General features: G+C 57.7%; 14 protein-coding genes, 1 tRNA gene and 3 pseudogenes. 13 read left to right on the top strand and 5 right to left on the bottom strand.

Annotation, left to right across the window (positions count from 1 at the left end; all coding sequences use genetic code 11):
• Positions 1–5 precede the first annotated feature (5 nt).
• From ybgF to SLW75_RS11445, 4 genes are all read left to right on the top strand, one after another.
• On the top strand, positions 6–824 hold the full coding sequence (ybgF, locus tag SLW75_RS11430; protein WP_065989717.1) for a tol-pal system protein YbgF: 819 nt from the start codon (positions 6–8) through the stop codon (positions 822–824).
• 179 nt (positions 825–1,003) lie between these two features.
• Positions 1,004–1,651, top strand: coding sequence for a 7-carboxy-7-deazaguanine synthase QueE (queE, locus tag SLW75_RS11435; protein ID WP_065989715.1), 648 nt, complete (start codon positions 1,004–1,006; stop codon positions 1,649–1,651).
• A 15-nt stretch (positions 1,652–1,666) separates the two neighbouring features.
• Positions 1,667–2,341, top strand: coding sequence for a 7-cyano-7-deazaguanine synthase QueC (queC, locus tag SLW75_RS11440; RefSeq protein ID WP_167355802.1), 675 nt, complete (start codon positions 1,667–1,669; stop codon positions 2,339–2,341).
• A 63-nt stretch (positions 2,342–2,404) separates the two neighbouring features.
• Positions 2,405–2,480, top strand: a tRNA-Lys gene (locus SLW75_RS11445).
• 347 nt (positions 2,481–2,827) lie between these two features.
• On the opposite strand, the gene xerC is transcribed toward SLW75_RS11445, so the two are convergent.
• The 4 genes and pseudogenes from xerC to SLW75_RS11465 form a co-directional block, all read right to left on the bottom strand.
• Positions 2,828–4,165: a tyrosine recombinase XerC gene (gene xerC, locus SLW75_RS11450; protein ID WP_410934491.1), complete on the bottom strand. Its 1,338-nt coding sequence runs from the start codon at positions 4,163–4,165 to the stop codon at positions 2,828–2,830.
• Positions 4,166–4,173: 8 nt separating this feature from the next.
• Positions 4,174–5,288: pseudogene (locus tag SLW75_RS11455) on the bottom strand (helicase/relaxase domain-containing protein); the annotation flags it as partial.
• 1 nt (position 5,289) lies between these two features.
• Positions 5,290–5,424: pseudogene (locus tag SLW75_RS11460) on the bottom strand (DUF2857 domain-containing protein); the annotation flags it as partial.
• 28 nt (positions 5,425–5,452) lie between these two features.
• The gene (locus SLW75_RS11465; RefSeq protein ID WP_410934492.1) at positions 5,453–7,192 is read right to left on the bottom strand and encodes a ParB family protein; all 1,740 of its coding nucleotides are present in this window, start codon (positions 7,190–7,192) and stop codon (positions 5,453–5,455) included.
• Positions 7,193–8,194: 1,002 nt separating this feature from the next.
• Between SLW75_RS11465 and SLW75_RS11470 the strand changes: the two genes are divergently transcribed.
• From SLW75_RS11470 to SLW75_RS11510, 9 genes and pseudogenes are all read left to right on the top strand, one after another.
• Complete coding sequence (locus SLW75_RS11470) at positions 8,195–9,055, top strand: ParA family protein (protein WP_410934493.1); 861 nt, start codon at positions 8,195–8,197, stop codon at positions 9,053–9,055.
• Between the two features lies 1 nt (position 9,056).
• Positions 9,057–9,800, top strand: coding sequence for a hypothetical protein (locus SLW75_RS11475; RefSeq protein WP_410934494.1), 744 nt, complete (start codon positions 9,057–9,059; stop codon positions 9,798–9,800).
• Entirely contained in the window at positions 9,800–10,498 is a 699-nt protein-coding gene (locus SLW75_RS11480) for a DUF2786 domain-containing protein (RefSeq protein WP_410934680.1), read from the top strand. Before SLW75_RS11475 ends, SLW75_RS11480 begins: the two co-directional genes overlap by 1 nt.
• A complete protein-coding gene (gene dnaB, locus SLW75_RS11485) occupies positions 10,495–11,841 on the top strand; it encodes a replicative DNA helicase (RefSeq protein ID WP_410934495.1) in 1,347 nt (448 codons plus the stop codon). The genes SLW75_RS11480 and dnaB overlap by 4 nt, the downstream gene beginning before the upstream one ends.
• Positions 11,838–12,170: a hypothetical protein gene (locus SLW75_RS11490; protein WP_410934496.1), complete on the top strand. Its 333-nt coding sequence runs from the start codon at positions 11,838–11,840 to the stop codon at positions 12,168–12,170. The genes dnaB and SLW75_RS11490 overlap by 4 nt, the downstream gene beginning before the upstream one ends.
• On the top strand, positions 12,167–12,415 hold the full coding sequence (locus tag SLW75_RS11495) for a type II toxin-antitoxin system HicA family toxin (RefSeq protein WP_074891480.1): 249 nt from the start codon (positions 12,167–12,169) through the stop codon (positions 12,413–12,415). Before SLW75_RS11490 ends, SLW75_RS11495 begins: the two co-directional genes overlap by 4 nt.
• A complete protein-coding gene (locus SLW75_RS11500; RefSeq protein WP_410934497.1) occupies positions 12,402–13,034 on the top strand; it encodes a nucleoid-associated protein in 633 nt (210 codons plus the stop codon). The genes SLW75_RS11495 and SLW75_RS11500 overlap by 14 nt, the downstream gene beginning before the upstream one ends.
• Before the next feature lie 52 nt (positions 13,035–13,086).
• Positions 13,087–13,155: an Arc family DNA-binding protein gene (locus tag SLW75_RS11505; RefSeq protein WP_410934681.1), complete on the top strand. Its 69-nt coding sequence runs from the start codon at positions 13,087–13,089 to the stop codon at positions 13,153–13,155.
• Positions 13,137–13,976, top strand: a pseudogene (locus SLW75_RS11510) (DMT family transporter); the annotation flags it as partial. The gene SLW75_RS11505 and the pseudogene SLW75_RS11510, both read left to right, overlap by 19 nt.
• 396 nt (positions 13,977–14,372) lie before the next feature.
• On the opposite strand, the gene SLW75_RS11515 reads toward SLW75_RS11510, so the two are convergent.
• Positions 14,373–14,687: a hypothetical protein gene (locus SLW75_RS11515; RefSeq protein WP_065986020.1), complete on the bottom strand. Its 315-nt coding sequence runs from the start codon at positions 14,685–14,687 to the stop codon at positions 14,373–14,375.
• Positions 14,688–14,800: the final 113 nt, after the last annotated feature.

A 14,800-nucleotide genomic window follows, 5' to 3' on the forward strand; every position in this document is an offset into this window, starting at 1 on the left:
TTGACATGCGAACGTGCCGACGTGCTTTAACCGTTTTGGCTCTCACCCTTCCTCTTGCAGCGATGGGTGCGGTTCCTGTGGTCGATGACAACTCTGGCTCTGCTGGTAGCAGTTATCCGCCATCGGGTTATGGCACGTCTGGCGCCTACGCCGGGGGTGCGGCTACGGCCGCGCCTTCGGCGCAAGGTCAGCTGTTCATGCAATTGCAGCAAATGCAGGACGAAATTTCGCGCTTGCGCGGAATAGTGGAAGTTCAGCAGAACGATATCCAGCAGATGAAGCAAGAAGCGCTGGATCGTTACAAAGATCTCGATTCCCGTATCGGAGCTGGAGGCGCATCTGCCCCATCAGCTACCAACAATTCCGCATCCGACGGTGGCAGCAATGCCGGCGGAGCACCCGCGTCATCAGCCGCTCAAGCGCCTCAGGCGAGCAGCGAGCCCGGTGACCCAGCGAAAGAAAAGCTTTATTACGACGCTGCTTTCGACCTGATCAAGGCGAAAGACTTCGACAAGGCCAGTCAGGCTTTTGCGGCGTTCCTGCGCAAATACCCGAACAGCCAGTACGCGGGCAATGCTCAATACTGGTTGGGCGAAGTCAATCTGGCCAAGGGTGACCTTCAAGGTGCCGGTCAGGCCTTCGCAAAGGTCAGTCAGCTTTACCCAAAGCACGCCAAAGTGCCTGATTCCCTGTACAAGCTGGCGGACGTTGAACGTCGACTGGGTCACACTGACAAAGTGAAGGGTATCCTTCAGCAAGTGGTTGCTCAATATCCGGGCACCTCAGCCGCTCAGCTGGCTCAGCGAGACCTGCAGCGTCTCTGATTGCTACTCAATCTGACCGCTGATTCAAGAAAGCCGCGCATTGCGCGGCTTTCTTCGTTAGAATTCCGCCCCCGAAATTCCGGTATTGATTACGCTTCTGTGGATTCTGCGTGCGCAGGGTGTACAGAAGTGCCTGACGGAGGCGGATGGCCTGTTTAGCCGTTACGCCCGTGGCCCCTATGCAAGACACATTACGCATCACCGAAGTTTTCTACTCTCTGCAGGGTGAAACGCGCACGGCAGGCTTGCCTACCGTTTTCGTGCGACTCACCGGCTGCCCATTGCGTTGCGGTTATTGCGACAGCGAATACGCCTTCACGGGCGGAACCATCCAGACCCTCGATTCACTGATGGAGCAGGTTGCCAGCTATCGCCCGCGCTACGTCTGCGTCACAGGCGGCGAGCCCCTTGCTCAGCCGAACGCTATTCCTTTGCTTCAGCGGCTGTGTGACGCGGGCTACGAGGTTTCTCTGGAAACCAGTGGCGCGCTGGACATCTCGAAAGTCGATCCCCGCGTGAGCCGCGTCGTCGACTTGAAGACCCCAGGTTCAAAAGAAGTGGCACGCAACCGATACGAAAATATTGACCTGCTCACGCCCAACGACCAGATCAAATTCGTGATTTGTTCGCGGGAAGATTACGACTGGGCCGTCTCCAAGATCATTCAGTACGGTCTGGACCGTCGCGCCGGCGAAGTGCTTTTTTCCCCTGTCCACCGCGATTTGAACGTCAGAGACCTGGCCGACTGGATCGTTGCCGACAACCTCCCGGTGCGTCTGCAATTGCAGTTGCATAAAATCCTCTGGAACGACGAGCCGGGGCGCTGAATGAGTGAGCAATCGATGACTGAGAAAAGAGCGGTAATCCTGCTGTCCGGCGGCCTGGATTCGGCCACCGTGGTGGCAATGGCCAAGGCCGATGGCTTCAGCTGCTACACCATGAGCTTCGACTACGGCCAGCGGCATCGCGCCGAGTTGCAGGCGGCGGAGCGGGTAGCGGCGGATATGGGCGTCGTTGAGCACAAGGTCATCGGCCTTAACCTCAACGGCATTGGCGGGTCTGCGCTGACTGACAGCAGCATCGCGGTGCCGGAGACGCCGGGCGAAGGCATACCGGTGACATACGTGCCGGCGCGCAATACCGTTTTCCTCTCTCTCGCGTTGGGCTGGGCCGAAGTGCTCGGCGCACGGGATATCTTCATCGGGGTCAACGCCGTGGATTACTCCGGCTACCCAGATTGCCGTCCGGAGTTCGTCGAGTCGTTCGAGCGCATGGCCAATCTCGCCACCAAGGCTGGCGTGGAAGGGCAGGGCTTCAGGATACAGGCGCCGCTGCAGATGCTGAGCAAGGCCGATATCGTCAAAACCGGTACGCGTCTGGGTGTGGATTACGGGTTGACGGTTTCCTGCTATCAAGCCGACGAGCAGGGGCGTGCGTGCGGAAAATGCGACAGCTGCCGCTTGCGCGCTGAGGGCTTCGCGGCGGCGGGTGTGACGGACCCGACGCGTTATTTTTAAATTATTTTCGCTTGGGTGTTGAATTACTGTGAAATATCAGTAATATACGCGCCACAACGAAGCGGGTCGTTAGCTCAGTTGGTAGAGCAGTTGGCTTTTAACCAATTGGTCGTAGGTTCGAATCCCACACGACCCACCATTTCGAAAATCTGGAAGGCCCATGAAAATGCGGATTTCCAGATTTTTTTTTGCCTGAAAGGCAGTGGGCGCGAGTCCTGAAGGCGGATCTAACTTTCGCCGAACGTACAGACATGCAGCCGTCTGGGGCGAACCATAGTTTCGAGTTGACGTGATGTCAATATTGATCGGCGCGATCCCAGGGACGAACGCCTGCGGCGGAGTCAATGAAATCAGCGACCCTTCGTCGAAAAAAACGGTAATGGGTAGCTGGTGAATTTGATGCATCCCACTCGGTAATCCAGCGGGTTTGCATGACTTGGTGTCAGTGATCGGACCGACCGTTTTGTCGCCGTTGGCCCATCCTGTCTACCAGCTAAATGATCTTGTCCCAACCCTGTTGAGCATGAGTGTCAGCATAAGCGAATGCTCTGATGCCTCGCCCTCTGGTGGCGGCTTCGGCAACTCAAGATCCTCCCACCAAGTGCCTGGTCCATCCCACGTGAGTTCGTGACTCAGCCCCGTTCCCATCGGAAGCAATGCCTCCTCCAAGCTAAACCGCTCTGACTCAAGTCTGGCGACGTGAGTCAGGTGCTTGGAATCTGAAGTCTTGTGGCTGAATTCGACTTCTTCTGGCTCGGTCTCGAGTGTGGTCCCACATTCTGGCGCGTCTGGAGCCACCAGTAGCAGCGGCGGTTCAGATGCTGCGGCCGGAGCTGCAAGCGGCGGATGGGCACAGGTCGGTATCTGCTCATCGACGCGTCGCTCGAAAGTTATCGCGCCTTGCGCCAGGCTCCGCTCATGCAGCACGGTTCGCATGTGGTCGTAATCGACCTCGATGTAGCTCAGCGTCGTGGCGATGTTGGAGTGATTCAGCAAGCTCTTCGTCAGGTGAATGTTTCGCTCCGGTTGCCTCATCAGGTCTGTCGCGAGCGTGTGTCGGAAGCGGTGAGGGGACATGCGGATGCCGATCTCCTGGCTCAGCTTCTTGTACATTCCCTCGATCTGATCAATGTTCATGACTGCTGAGCGGTAATGTATGGAAAACCGGTTCACGTTGAAGAGCTGGTCATCCGGATCAAATCCGACATCCCGCGCGGCCTCAAGCAGCCGCAAAATATGCGGCTCCAGCCCAGGCATTATCGGGATTGAAAACTCTCGGTGTGTCTTCTCCGTATCGGCCTGGACGGTGATGATCTTGTTGATCCAGTCCACGTCTCTGTATCGGAGCGTCAACAGAGCGTTCAGCCGGATACCGGTGTAGTAAAACATCTCGAATACACCGAGCCAGAACCAGGCCGGAGTGACTTTGCATCGCTTTTTCGTGCATCTCTCCTCGGCCACCATTGACCTGAGCCAGCTGCGCGCGCGTTTGATGCCATCCCGTGCGATGGTTTTACTCGGCCGTTTCGGGGGGATGACTGCGGTCTTTCTGAAGGGATTGATCGAAGTGTGATTCAGCGTCCCATGCTCGATGGCATATCCCCACACGGTACGGAGGTGATTCGAGTAGGTGTTCCAGCTCTGTTTAGCGAGACCACGTTCCAGTTCCCCGCGGCGCCATCCGAGCACTGACCGGTGATCTATGGACTCAACCGGGCTTGTTTCTCCAAAGTGCCGAAGCAAAGCTCGCGTGGCGGCGAGATAGATTTTGGCCGTCGATTCTCTCAGGTCGTGAGTGAAGATGTAGTCGTGGGTCAGGTCCATGGCTGTGCTCATACCGCAGTCACCGATAATGCTTCGATGCTCAAGCTAGGATTGTCAAAAGGCACATCGACAAAGACCGTGAGAGGGTCCTTCAGCAGGTATCCTTTAAGTTGCTTGTGCTTCTGGGACCGGCAACTTTACACGTCCAAATGTTCAAACCTTTCTCCGTCTTTTTGTGCAATTTTTGTTTTTCGAAGGCGCGCTGTACCAACTGCCACGCATGAATCTTTTTGGTGGTTGCCTGGGCTTCCAAGGCGGGAAACTCCTGCACGAAGCGCTTGAAGATCCCGGGCGTAACGAGCATCGCGGTGGCATCCACGGTGTGCACCAGCGCCTTGGTGTCGTTGATGATGATTCGGCGCGAAACCAAGCCGGCGCGAAGCCATTCCACGAAGGTTGCGCCCAAGTCGCCTGCTTCGTTTGCCATGGGAGTGGGCACGTCGACGATGGCGTTTGGCGGGTCGATCGGGCTGGCTTCGCGTATCTGCACCACATCTGGAGGCATTGATGCGGATACCGGAATCTCTGGCGGCGGCTCAGAACTGGTAACGCTCTCCAGAAGGCTGAGCAGCGACGCAATCTCGGCAGGGGCGGGGATCGCTGGTGAGGTAACCGGCGCGACACTTGGGGCTGGGGGCATGTTTGCGGCAGGTGCCTCTCTACCCGGCTGTTGCTGGGGAAGCTGCACAGCGCTTTCGGCGCCGTCGTTGGCGTCGCCTGCCTCAACTGTCACCGTGCCGGAATACGGGGACGGTCGATCTTTAGGATCTGTCCAGATCAAGGCCGGCGAAAGCTTCAATACGGTGAAGCTGTTCTTCCAGCCGTTGCCGTTATCAATGGCAATTTTCCAGATCGCCTTGTCTTGGGTATTAGTCTGGATCACCCCCTGATCCTGGAGCATGTTGAAAAATGGCGCGTTCGAGCTCGGCACGCCTTCGACACCCTGTGCGAGCAGGTATGCCCGCAGTTGATCTGCGATCGGCTTGCTGACGAGCCACAGTGCATTGTCGGCGAGCCACCCATCTGACGGTCCGTCAGGCTGGTTCAGTTTGAATTTGTCGCGCACCAGGTGGCGGAGTCCGTCGGCCAGTTGCCGCTGCAGTGACTGCTTCGGTGCCGCCAATCTGTTTGAGCGTGGTGGTAACTTCGTCGATGCGCGCAGGCTCCAGGCCCATCTCGAAACATCGCCGCAACTGGCCGTTGCGCACGTTGTGCAGTACTTGAGAAAGAATGGCTTCATTGATAGGTGTCTTGGACATCACTGGTCCTCCCTGGCATGGGCTGCAGTCAGCTAGAAGCCGACCCAACTGATTCACCAAGAGCTTTGATTTCGAGATCAATCAAGCGTCTGGCCAAGCGGATGATGCGGAAGAGTTTGACGAGGGCGCCGTCGCTCAACCGCCCTGCGTCGTCCGGGACGCCGTCCTTTGCCGCCGACTGTCCCAGCAGGAGTTGGCCAAGTCCCGCTGCGAACTCAAAGTCGGAGAGGGCATCTTTGGGCATCTCAGGCTGCTGCTGAATCATGTTCAGGGCGATCGCGATCGAGCCGCTTAGGGACTGGAGCAGTGTCAGCGTGTGTTGTGCTGTCGCATTCACCTCTGCCTCGTCGTCGGGATGCCGGTAACTGAAACCGATGCCTCCTTCGATTCCGTAGATCTCTCCCGGCGCGTTGACCGACGCCGCGACTTCACTGGCAAGCTGGGCGATGTGAAGCCGCAGTTCTTTCTGGGTATCGATTTCACGCTCTATGTACCAGAGGTCCGAGATCGGGTGCAGGCCGCCTGCTTGGACGGGAATCGCTACCAGCGCATCGGCGGCGAAGTCCGGTAGCTGCTCTCCATCTATCGCTGCGAGTTGCTGTTTCACCTGCTGAACCCGGGAGGAGGTCGTCACCGGGCTTGCGATATGGCCCTCCAGTCGGGCTTGGGTTTCCGACTGGCTAAGCGTCGTCGATTGAGGGCCCTCAGATGGAGGTGTATCAACGGTTCTGGAGGGTGGTTTGGCATCGGGTTGGGATTGCGCCGCCAATGGCAGGGGTTTGGCGGGCCCGCTCTCGGCATCAGCGATGCCGGGGGCGGGCTCTGCGGTGGGGGGCAGTACAAGCGCGCTCGGCGGCATGTCCGCCACTGAGGTTGATCGACGAAGTTGATCCTGATTTTGCGTAATCTCTAGCAGCACCGCTTCGTAGCCGAGCCCCAATGGTCCTTTTATTTGGTGAATCAGCTCATCCTGAAATCGCTGCAGCAGAAACTCGTCAGCCTCGCCTTCGAACTGGGCAAGCACGTCCTGGAACAGTTGGTCGAAGTCCAGTGGCTGCTCCAGTCCCTCGGCGTGCTGCTCCCAGCACTGCCGGCTGGTTTTACGCAGGGCCAGCACCTTCGATATCCGATCTATCCCCAACCCTGAATACAAAAGCCCTGGAACAGCCGGCAATAGGTAGCGGATGGTGTCCTGCATCCGGCTCAAGTGAGACGCTGAGACAGGGTAGCCATCGGCCTTCAGTAGGCGAGAGAGCTCCCTCAGCGAGACCTTCTCCCCAGCGTCCGCCTCATAAAGCTGGCGGGCCTTATCCACGCCGATCGCCCGTTCGATGAAAAGGAGCTGCCCCTGCAGATCGTTCTCTGCCAAGTGGCCCGTCAGGGAGATGATCTCCCCACGCAAGGCATCCCACGGACGGAATAGCGTGTGAAACCTGAAGTACTTGTCGTCTCCGGTTTCTCTGTACAGCTCGTTGAGGATGGCGAGCCGAGTGTTGCCGCCATTCCTGATACGGAATTTGTCTTCGCCAGGCCGTCGTGTGACGGGAGGCGGCGTATCGAGGCCACGATGGCGGATCGATTCTTTGAGTTCGTCGTACTTCGGATTGCGCGCCGTGCGAGGGTTGGTGTCCCATGGCAACGTCTCATCCAGCGTCAGGACCATCGAAGTGTCGACGATCGGATCGCTCATGCGTTCCGCAGCGGGGGCCCGCTGTTCAAATGACGGCTTCAGCAACTGATCCTTCATGCTCGCTAAGGAATGCTTCATGTCTTGGCTCCCGAGCTGGCTAGGGGTTGAGAATCCCCTAGCAGTTGGTCGATGACTCGAGTCGCTCGCTCAAGAGCGGACTCCAGTTCCTCAATGTGCTCCAGGCGATGGAGGATTGCTGAGCACCCCAATGGTTGCGTTCAGTGCGGCAGCGGAGAGCGCGAAAATAACGCCTTTGCTGAAATTAGATTGCATTGATGTCGTTCCCTGTACTGGTTTGTCGTCCGAGAAGAGGTTGGCCCGTATCGACGGGGCGAAATTCGAGGATGTGAAGATGCTGCCAAAGCCCGCCGTGTAAGCAGGCTGATGGGGCAGCTACAATTCTTGCGCAGATATGGATCCAACAATCATTACTGATGTCACCATGAGAGAGCAACCGCGAAGGCGTGCCGAATTCTCACTGGGTCGATCGTTGGAGCAAGGCAGGAAGAGATCGTAGGTGGGGTCAGGTAGACAATGCGCGGGCGACGGCCCGTGGTGAGGTCTGCGCGCGACTACACCTCAGGCTTGATGGCTCCGCTGGGATACCGCACGTCTGCGACTTCCAGCGAGGCCACCTGAGCTATCCGGATGTCGCTGGAAGGGGTGACCCACAAAAGCATCACATCGCGCTTCGGTAGACGGCCAGTCAGATGCGGCGCGCATCAGGTGATTGAATGCACAGGGCGAAAGGAGGTGGACAGCTTCAACAAGCTGCAGTCGCCTGGCACACAGCGAAACTGAGGGAGTAGTCGTGCCCAGTTCCCAGTTGCATCGCCTCAGTTCGGAGCTTTACTCACGCCCTACTGCTTTTCAGACAGGCAAAAAAAAATCTGGAAATCCGCATTTTCATGGGCCTTCCAGATTTTCGAAATGGTGGGTCGTGTGGGATTCGAACCTACGACCAATTGGTTAAAAGACAATTGGTGGTAAGAATCGCTCCAAGCCCCGTGGCATAAGGCTCTTAGCCCGACGTATTTGGCAACGCAGCCTCTAATGAATCCACATTAGAGGCTCCAAAAAATGAAAATCACCTCGGTCGTTTCGACCAAAGGCGGCGTTGGAAAAACCACCGTCGAAGCCAATCTCGGCGCGTTGTGCGCCGACGCCGGGCTTCGAACCCTTCTCATCGATCTAGACCCCGCGCAGCCTTCGCTGTCTTCGTACTACCAACTGGTGGAAGAAGCCCAGGGCGGGATCTACGAGTTACTCGCGCTAAATGCGACTGACCCGCTCCGCATCATTTCCAGCACCGCGATTCCGAACCTCTCGCTGGTCATCTCGAACGACGTCAACAACCAGCTGAATACCTTGCTGCTGCAGGCTCCGGATGGACGCCTACGGTTGGCAAACCTGATGCCGGCCTTCGAGGATCATTTCGACCTGGTGCTGATCGACACCCAAGGTGCTCGCTCGGCGATGCTTGAGATGGTTGTCCTGGCATCGGACTTGGTCGTTTCCCCTCTTCTGCCAAACATGCTCGCGGCCCGTGAGTTCAGCCGGGGCACCATGCAAATGCTGGAAGGCCTTCGCGCCTATGAGCGTCTGGGCATGACCATCCCGCCGGTAAAGATCGTCATCAACAACCTGGATCTGACCGTCGACGCGCAGATGATCGAGCAGTCGGTGCGGGAGATTTTCTACGACAACTCGCAGATCAGCGTGTTGGACAACACCATCCCAGCGGCCGTGGTGTTTCGAAATGCGGCTTCCCTGGGAGTGCCGGCGCATCGGCTGGAGTATCGGCAGCCCTCCAATCGCAAGTCGCCTGCAGCCTTGGCGATTGTTCGTCAGCTCGCCATCGAGCTCTTCCCCGAGTGGCGTGATCGCTTCGAAGCAATGACCGAGACCGTTATCGAGTCACGCGTGAAGGGAGGCCACTGACATGGCAAATCCTTCAATGACTCAGCCTGGAAATATCAGCGCGGACGTGGTGCTGGAGCTCGGCAAGCACCAAAGCGCTCAGCAACTGCGCAAGCTGCAGACGAAGCTCACGACAATGGCTCGGGAGATACAAGGCTTGACTGCCGGTGGGTACTTCCCGCTCGGACGCCTCGGGGAAACGCTGAGCGCCGAGCAGGTTCAGCTCCTGCGTGACGCCGCCAGACTGATCGAATCAGTGGGTCTCAACATTGAGCACGCAAAAGAAAAGCGGCAACGGACCGAGGTGTCGGCCAAGACGCTTCAGAAACAGCGCGAGCGCGAAGCCAAACAGCTTGTCGCTACGGCCTACCCTCTGCTCAGCGCAACAATCGACCAAAAACTGGAGATCATCCGGCTTGTGTTGGTCCACAGCCGCGCGGGCTGCTTTCAGCCGTTTTACACGCCAGTGGAAATGTCACTGAGGCTTCGCAACTACGTCAGTTCCCCTCCCAGGTCCCACGTTTACAAAGGCCAAAACCATTACTGGGAAAACAAGGTCGAGGCGTTCGGGAGCGAATTACGGGAAGAGGTCGAGCTGTATTTGCTCACTGACGATGGAAAGAGCGTGCAGGAGCGATTCAACGCTTTGCAACTGGCAGTGCAAGAGGTTCGCGCCAGCGTGTTGGGAGCTTCCTATGAAATGGAGACGGTACGTCTGTGGGCCGCAGTGCTTTCCGATGCGCAACTGCGGAGGACCGGCAAATGATGGACAAGCAGAAGGTCCTCAGCAAAGTCGCCAAGCTCATGGCGTTGGCCAACTCCCAGGGCGCATCACCCAATGAGGTCGAAACGGCGCTCAGGCAAGCCCGCAATCTGATGAAGCAATACAACCTCGAAGGCGCGGAGGTTAAAGCTCATCTCGTGGATGAAGCCAGCGTCGTCACCCACACACGTCGACCTCCACAAAACTGGCTGCATTCCCTGGCATCAACGTGCGCAACTGCCTTTGATTGCGACCATCTGGCTTACTTCCATCTCACGAGCGGGTGGTCGTTCAAGTTCCTCGGGAAGGGCATTGCTCCCGAGCTGGCGGCCTACACCTACTCGGCCCTGCATCACCAGCTCGTTGCTGCGCGCCGCAGCCATGTCGCCCAACAAAAACGCTGCAAGCTCAAGACTAAACGGCGCCGGGGTCAGCTCTTCACGGAGGGTTGGCTTAACGCAATTTCATACAAAGTCGCTCAATTCGCTGGAGGTCTGGACGAGTCCACTCGCGGTGAGATCTTCGCGTACCTGGGCGTGCATCACCCCAATCTGAAGGAGCTGACCATCGAACCGCTGGAGGCCAAAGGTCACGACGCGGGATCGATGATCGCCGGCTGGGATCAGGGCGCCAAAGCAAATCTTCACCGCGCGGTGGAGGGGCGAAGTCAAGGCGCACTGGGTTTCGGGGGTGGTAAATGAGCCTTCTCGACCTTGCGCCACCCTACTCTGTCGAAGCTGAACAGGGCGTTCTCGGCGGCTTGTTGCTCGACAACAACACGTGGGACCTGATTGCGGACCAACTGACTGAAGAGGACTTCTTCAAGCAAGAGCATCGGCTGATTTTTCGCACCATTGCCGGGTTAGCGAGCCAGGCCATTCCGTTCGACGTCGTCACCGTCGACGATGCCTTGGCAGAGCCCGCTGCAACGGGAGGTCTGGCCTACCTGGGCGAGCTGGCGAAGAACACGCCCTCAGTCGCCAACATCGAACATTACGCACAGATCGTTCGCAACCGCGCCCACCTCCGGAGGCTGATTTCGGTCGGCTTCCAGTGTTCACGTGAAGCCGCTGACCAACAGGCCATCGCCAGCGAGGTTCAAGAGTCGATCGAGCAGCAGTTGTTTGCGCTGGGGCAGGACAACACCACAGCGGATTTCATCGACCTCAACCAGCAGCTAACCAAGGTCATCGGGGAGATTGACCAGCGCTTTAACAACAACGAGACCCTGACAGGACTCCCGTCCGGCCTGACTGACTTGGATGAGATGACCACGGGCTGGCAGCCGGCAGATCTGATCATCCTGGCCGCACGTCCTTCCATGGGAAAAACGGCACTGGCGCTCAACTTCGTAGACGCTGCGCTGCAGGAAGAGAAGTCCAGATCGGTACAGGTGTTCAGCCTTGAGATGCCAGCCAAAGCGCTGATCTACCGGCTGCTCGCGGTTCTCGGCCAGCTGGATCTGCGCAGGCTGCTCAGGGGTGATCTCGAAGACGCGGACTGGCCGAAGCTCACTTCAGCCGTCGCCAGAATGAATGACTACGGGGACCGCTTGGTCATTGATGACGCATCCGGCCTGACCCCTGCCGCATTGAGGGCCAAATCCCGGCGAGCCGCCCGCAAGCACGGGCATCCCTCCCTGATAATGATCGATTACTTGCAGTTGATGAATTGTCCCGGACAAGAAAACCGGGCCAATGAGATCAGCACCATTTCCCGGTCACTGAAGGCGCTGGCCAAAGAGATGGACTGTCCGGTCATCGCGCTTTCGCAACTCAATCGAGCGCTGGAGCAGCGCCAGAATAAGCGCCCGATCAACGCGGATCTGCGTGACAGCGGCGCCATCGAGCAGGACGCCGACGTGATCATGTTTGTGTACCGCGACGAGGTATACAACGCGCAATCCGAATCTGCGGGCATCGCCGAACTGATCATCGGCAAGCAGCGAAACGGCCCTACCGGGGCAGTCCGAACCGCCTTCATCCCCAGTCAAACCCGCTTCGCCAACCTCAGCCCAAACACATGGCAAGGAGCCTGCGCATGACCATCCCCTTTACCCATCCAATCACCCACTGGTGCAGCAACTGCGATGCCCACTTTAAGCTGGACCAGGTTCGCCTGTGCGTCCCGGCTCCTGAGTCAGCCCTTGGCGAAGCAGAAGTGTTGCAGTGCCCCACCTGCAGCAGCTACGAGATCGAGAAACTGCTCGAGGCAGATGCGCAGCACTGCACGGTGGTGTTTCGCCTCTCCGGCTCCCGCGAGGCGCTGGGCTACTTCCTGTCCGAGCTTGAAACCAAATTTCCCGAGTCCGAGCCGGAGATAGTCGCGGTGCAGTCAGGAAATGCACTTGAGCGCGGGGGAAACGCTGAATGAGCACGATCGTCAGGTCAGCCAGGCAAGGCATTCGTCTGCTAATGGACTTTGCCCTTTCACATGGGTGGAAGGTATCCCGCACTCAGGGTGGCCACATCAGGTTCACCAAGGCGGGTATGCCTCCGATCTTCACATCATCCACACCGAGCGATTATCGCGCTGAGCTGAACGCCAAAGCGCAGCTGCGTCGTGCAGATCGCTGTCACCGCCAGTTCCAGCAGGAGGCAACCGATGCTTGTTCATAACTGCATTATTCATTACGTCGATAAGACCGGGGAAAGCGCGAGTGGCCAGCTTTACTTGCGCGATTCCGTGCTGCCCGAATCGAAAGTCGTTAGCCAACTGATCGAACATCTACATGACAGGTTTGACGATGCTACTCCTACGGCACGGGGCTTCTTCAACTCAGACGAAGACACCTACCCGCTGAGTCGATGGCTCCAGGAATATGTCGAGGGCGATGTCGATTTCGCAGGATTCAGCCAGGCATCAACACTCCATTTGGGCACCTTGATACCGAAATCAGATGTCTACTCAGGGGGCCACGTGCTGTTTGCGCATTGCTCGCAAGGCATCACGGACTATCTGTACATCGCCGTTTTGCAGCTTCGCAGCGGTTTCGCCGTAACGCAGGAGCTCATGGTACTGCCCTCGCTGCACCTCGACCTTGATCGCTTAGGTATGACTGCCCGCATCAACCTCTCACTGTGGGAAACCGACTGCGAATCCGCGCCGTACATCTCTTTCATCGACGGACAGAGCCAAGTGCCATTTGCCGAATTTATCGGTTGCAAGGAAGCACACTGCCCTTCAACCCGCTGCGGCCAGAGCCTGCCAATCCCTCCTGGAGACCGAAATGATTAATCAGCCCCTGCGCCGCAACGAAGAAAAATTCGTTATCCGTCTCCCCGCCGGCATGAGAGGCCGGATCGCTGACGTGGCGCGCACCAACGCGCGCTCGATGAACTCGGAAAGGTGCTCATGAGCAATGGCTTCACTTCCAGCAGCGTTGCCGTCATCAAAACGATAGTGGGGTGCATCCTGCTCTCGATCGTGCTGCTTTTTCTCAAGCGTCCGACCTCAGCCGCCAAATGGAGCCAGGCGGCGATCTGCGCGTTCCTTGGTATTTTCGTGCTGTTCCATTTCGAGACTTCCGCCTACCGGCATTACGCCGCCGCGGGTGTCGTCGTCGTACTCATGGCCAGTGCCTCAATTTCGTCGATCATTCTGGGGCGCCTGTTCCTGAAGGATCCCATCACTGCAAACGCAACCGTGGGTGCCGCACTTGCCATCTCAGGGATTGCAGTGATATTCGGCGCTGATTTGCAGCAGGGTTTCACGCTGGAAGGCGCAGCGCTGGCCTCCGTCGCAGGCTGTGGCTACGGAGCGTTTTCAGTTGCGATGAAAAAAATGGGTGTTTCAGGAGGCTTGCATTTCACTCGTCAACTGCTCTTCTTCGGCAGCCTGTACCTGCTGATGCCTGCCGCCGCCGATGGCTTCGTGATAGGCGAGCTGTCATCCATCGCGATTGCCGCATTGCTGGCGCTGGCCGCGTTGCCGACCATCCTCGGCTTTTTCTGCACGACCAAGGCCATCGAATACCTCAAGCCATCCCAGGTGCAAGCGCTTGAACTGACCGAACCGCTCTTCGCGGCACTGCTGGCATTTGTCGCCCTCAATGAAGTACCGCGCGAAAGCCTTTATCTGGGAGCGGCCCTGATCATCGCTGGTTTGTGTTTCTCCAACGAACTGATACGCCTGGGTCACAAAGCGCCGTCCCAGGCGGAGCGGGTCAGTCGCATTTAATGGGGATTCATTAGGGGCTGCATTGCCGAATGCCTTGGGCTAAGCGCGTTATGTCACGGGGGCTTGGAGCGAGTCTTACGGCCGTTTGTCTCTAACAATGGGTCGTAGGTTCGAATCCCGCACGACTCACCATTTGAAAATCTGGAAGGCCCATGAAAACGGGTTTTCCAGATTTTTTTGCCTGTCTGAAGGTAGGTGGTCGGGTTGAGTCAGTAAGTCAGAGCCTTCCAGCCCATCTCACGCCTTGCCTTGCGCACTGCCACTGCCTTGAGAAGACGCACCCGTATCGCTCCGGACGTTATACCGCTTGAGTGGCAACTGATCCGCTTTGGTTCCGTCATCCCACGCTATGGGGCCGAGCCCGTTTCTTTTGACGCGCGGTGTATGAGTGTTCGATTAGATGAGGGAGAGCAGCGTTTCCAGCTGACCGCGTTCCCACGTGCTCAGCAGCTCAAGGGGATCAGTGCCGTAACGCTGGCGGGCGTCAAACATATAGGCCCGGCCTTCGGGGCTGAGGCAGCGGTCGCAGTGGTCCAGGGCGTTGTGCTCTTTGTAAAACGTGATCAGCCAGCCATCGGCATCGACGGTCATCAGTCCGCTGTCGGTCTGGACTTGAGCGTTGCCGTCCACCCGACGCATCACCCGAATGCCGAGGGCAATGTCACGCAGGACCTGACAGGTGTCACGCGCAGTAAGAGGCTCTGCTGACAAATGGCTTTCCTCGGATGGCTCAGTTTGAAGGGCGGTTGCATGAAAATGCCTACCCAAAGCATGCGCCTGTGGCATCGATTTGATAGCCTCGCATCACTTTTTTGGAGAGATTT

The organism is Pseudomonas sp. W5-01 (assembly GCF_046540435.1).
Taxonomy (GTDB): Bacteria; Pseudomonadota; Gammaproteobacteria; order Pseudomonadales; family Pseudomonadaceae; genus Aquipseudomonas; species Aquipseudomonas graminis_B.

Bases quoted from the DNA above. Each gene is read 5' to 3' on its own strand.
- SLW75_RS11465 (WP_410934492.1), bottom strand. From the start codon at position 7,192: ATGAAGCATTCCTTAGCGAGCATGAAGGATCAGTTGCTGAAGCCGTCA.
- SLW75_RS11470 (WP_410934493.1), top strand. From the start codon at position 8,195: ATGAAAATCACCTCGGTCGTTTCGACCAAAGGCGGCGTTGGAAAAACC.
- queE (WP_065989715.1), top strand. From the start codon at position 1,004: ATGCAAGACACATTACGCATCACCGAAGTTTTCTACTCTCTGCAGGGT.
- SLW75_RS11495 (WP_074891480.1), top strand. From the start codon at position 12,167: ATGAGCACGATCGTCAGGTCAGCCAGGCAAGGCATTCGTCTGCTAATG.
- xerC (WP_410934491.1), bottom strand. From the start codon at position 4,165: ATGGACCTGACCCACGACTACATCTTCACTCACGACCTGAGAGAATCG.
- dnaB (WP_410934495.1), top strand. From the start codon at position 10,495: ATGAGCCTTCTCGACCTTGCGCCACCCTACTCTGTCGAAGCTGAACAG.
- SLW75_RS11480 (WP_410934680.1), top strand. From the start codon at position 9,800: ATGGACAAGCAGAAGGTCCTCAGCAAAGTCGCCAAGCTCATGGCGTTG.
- queC (WP_167355802.1), top strand. From the start codon at position 1,667: ATGACTGAGAAAAGAGCGGTAATCCTGCTGTCCGGCGGCCTGGATTCG.
- SLW75_RS11500 (WP_410934497.1), top strand. From the start codon at position 12,402: ATGCTTGTTCATAACTGCATTATTCATTACGTCGATAAGACCGGGGAA.
- SLW75_RS11490 (WP_410934496.1), top strand. From the start codon at position 11,838: ATGACCATCCCCTTTACCCATCCAATCACCCACTGGTGCAGCAACTGC.
- ybgF (WP_065989717.1), top strand. From the start codon at position 6: ATGCGAACGTGCCGACGTGCTTTAACCGTTTTGGCTCTCACCCTTCCT.
- SLW75_RS11475 (WP_410934494.1), top strand. From the start codon at position 9,057: ATGGCAAATCCTTCAATGACTCAGCCTGGAAATATCAGCGCGGACGTG.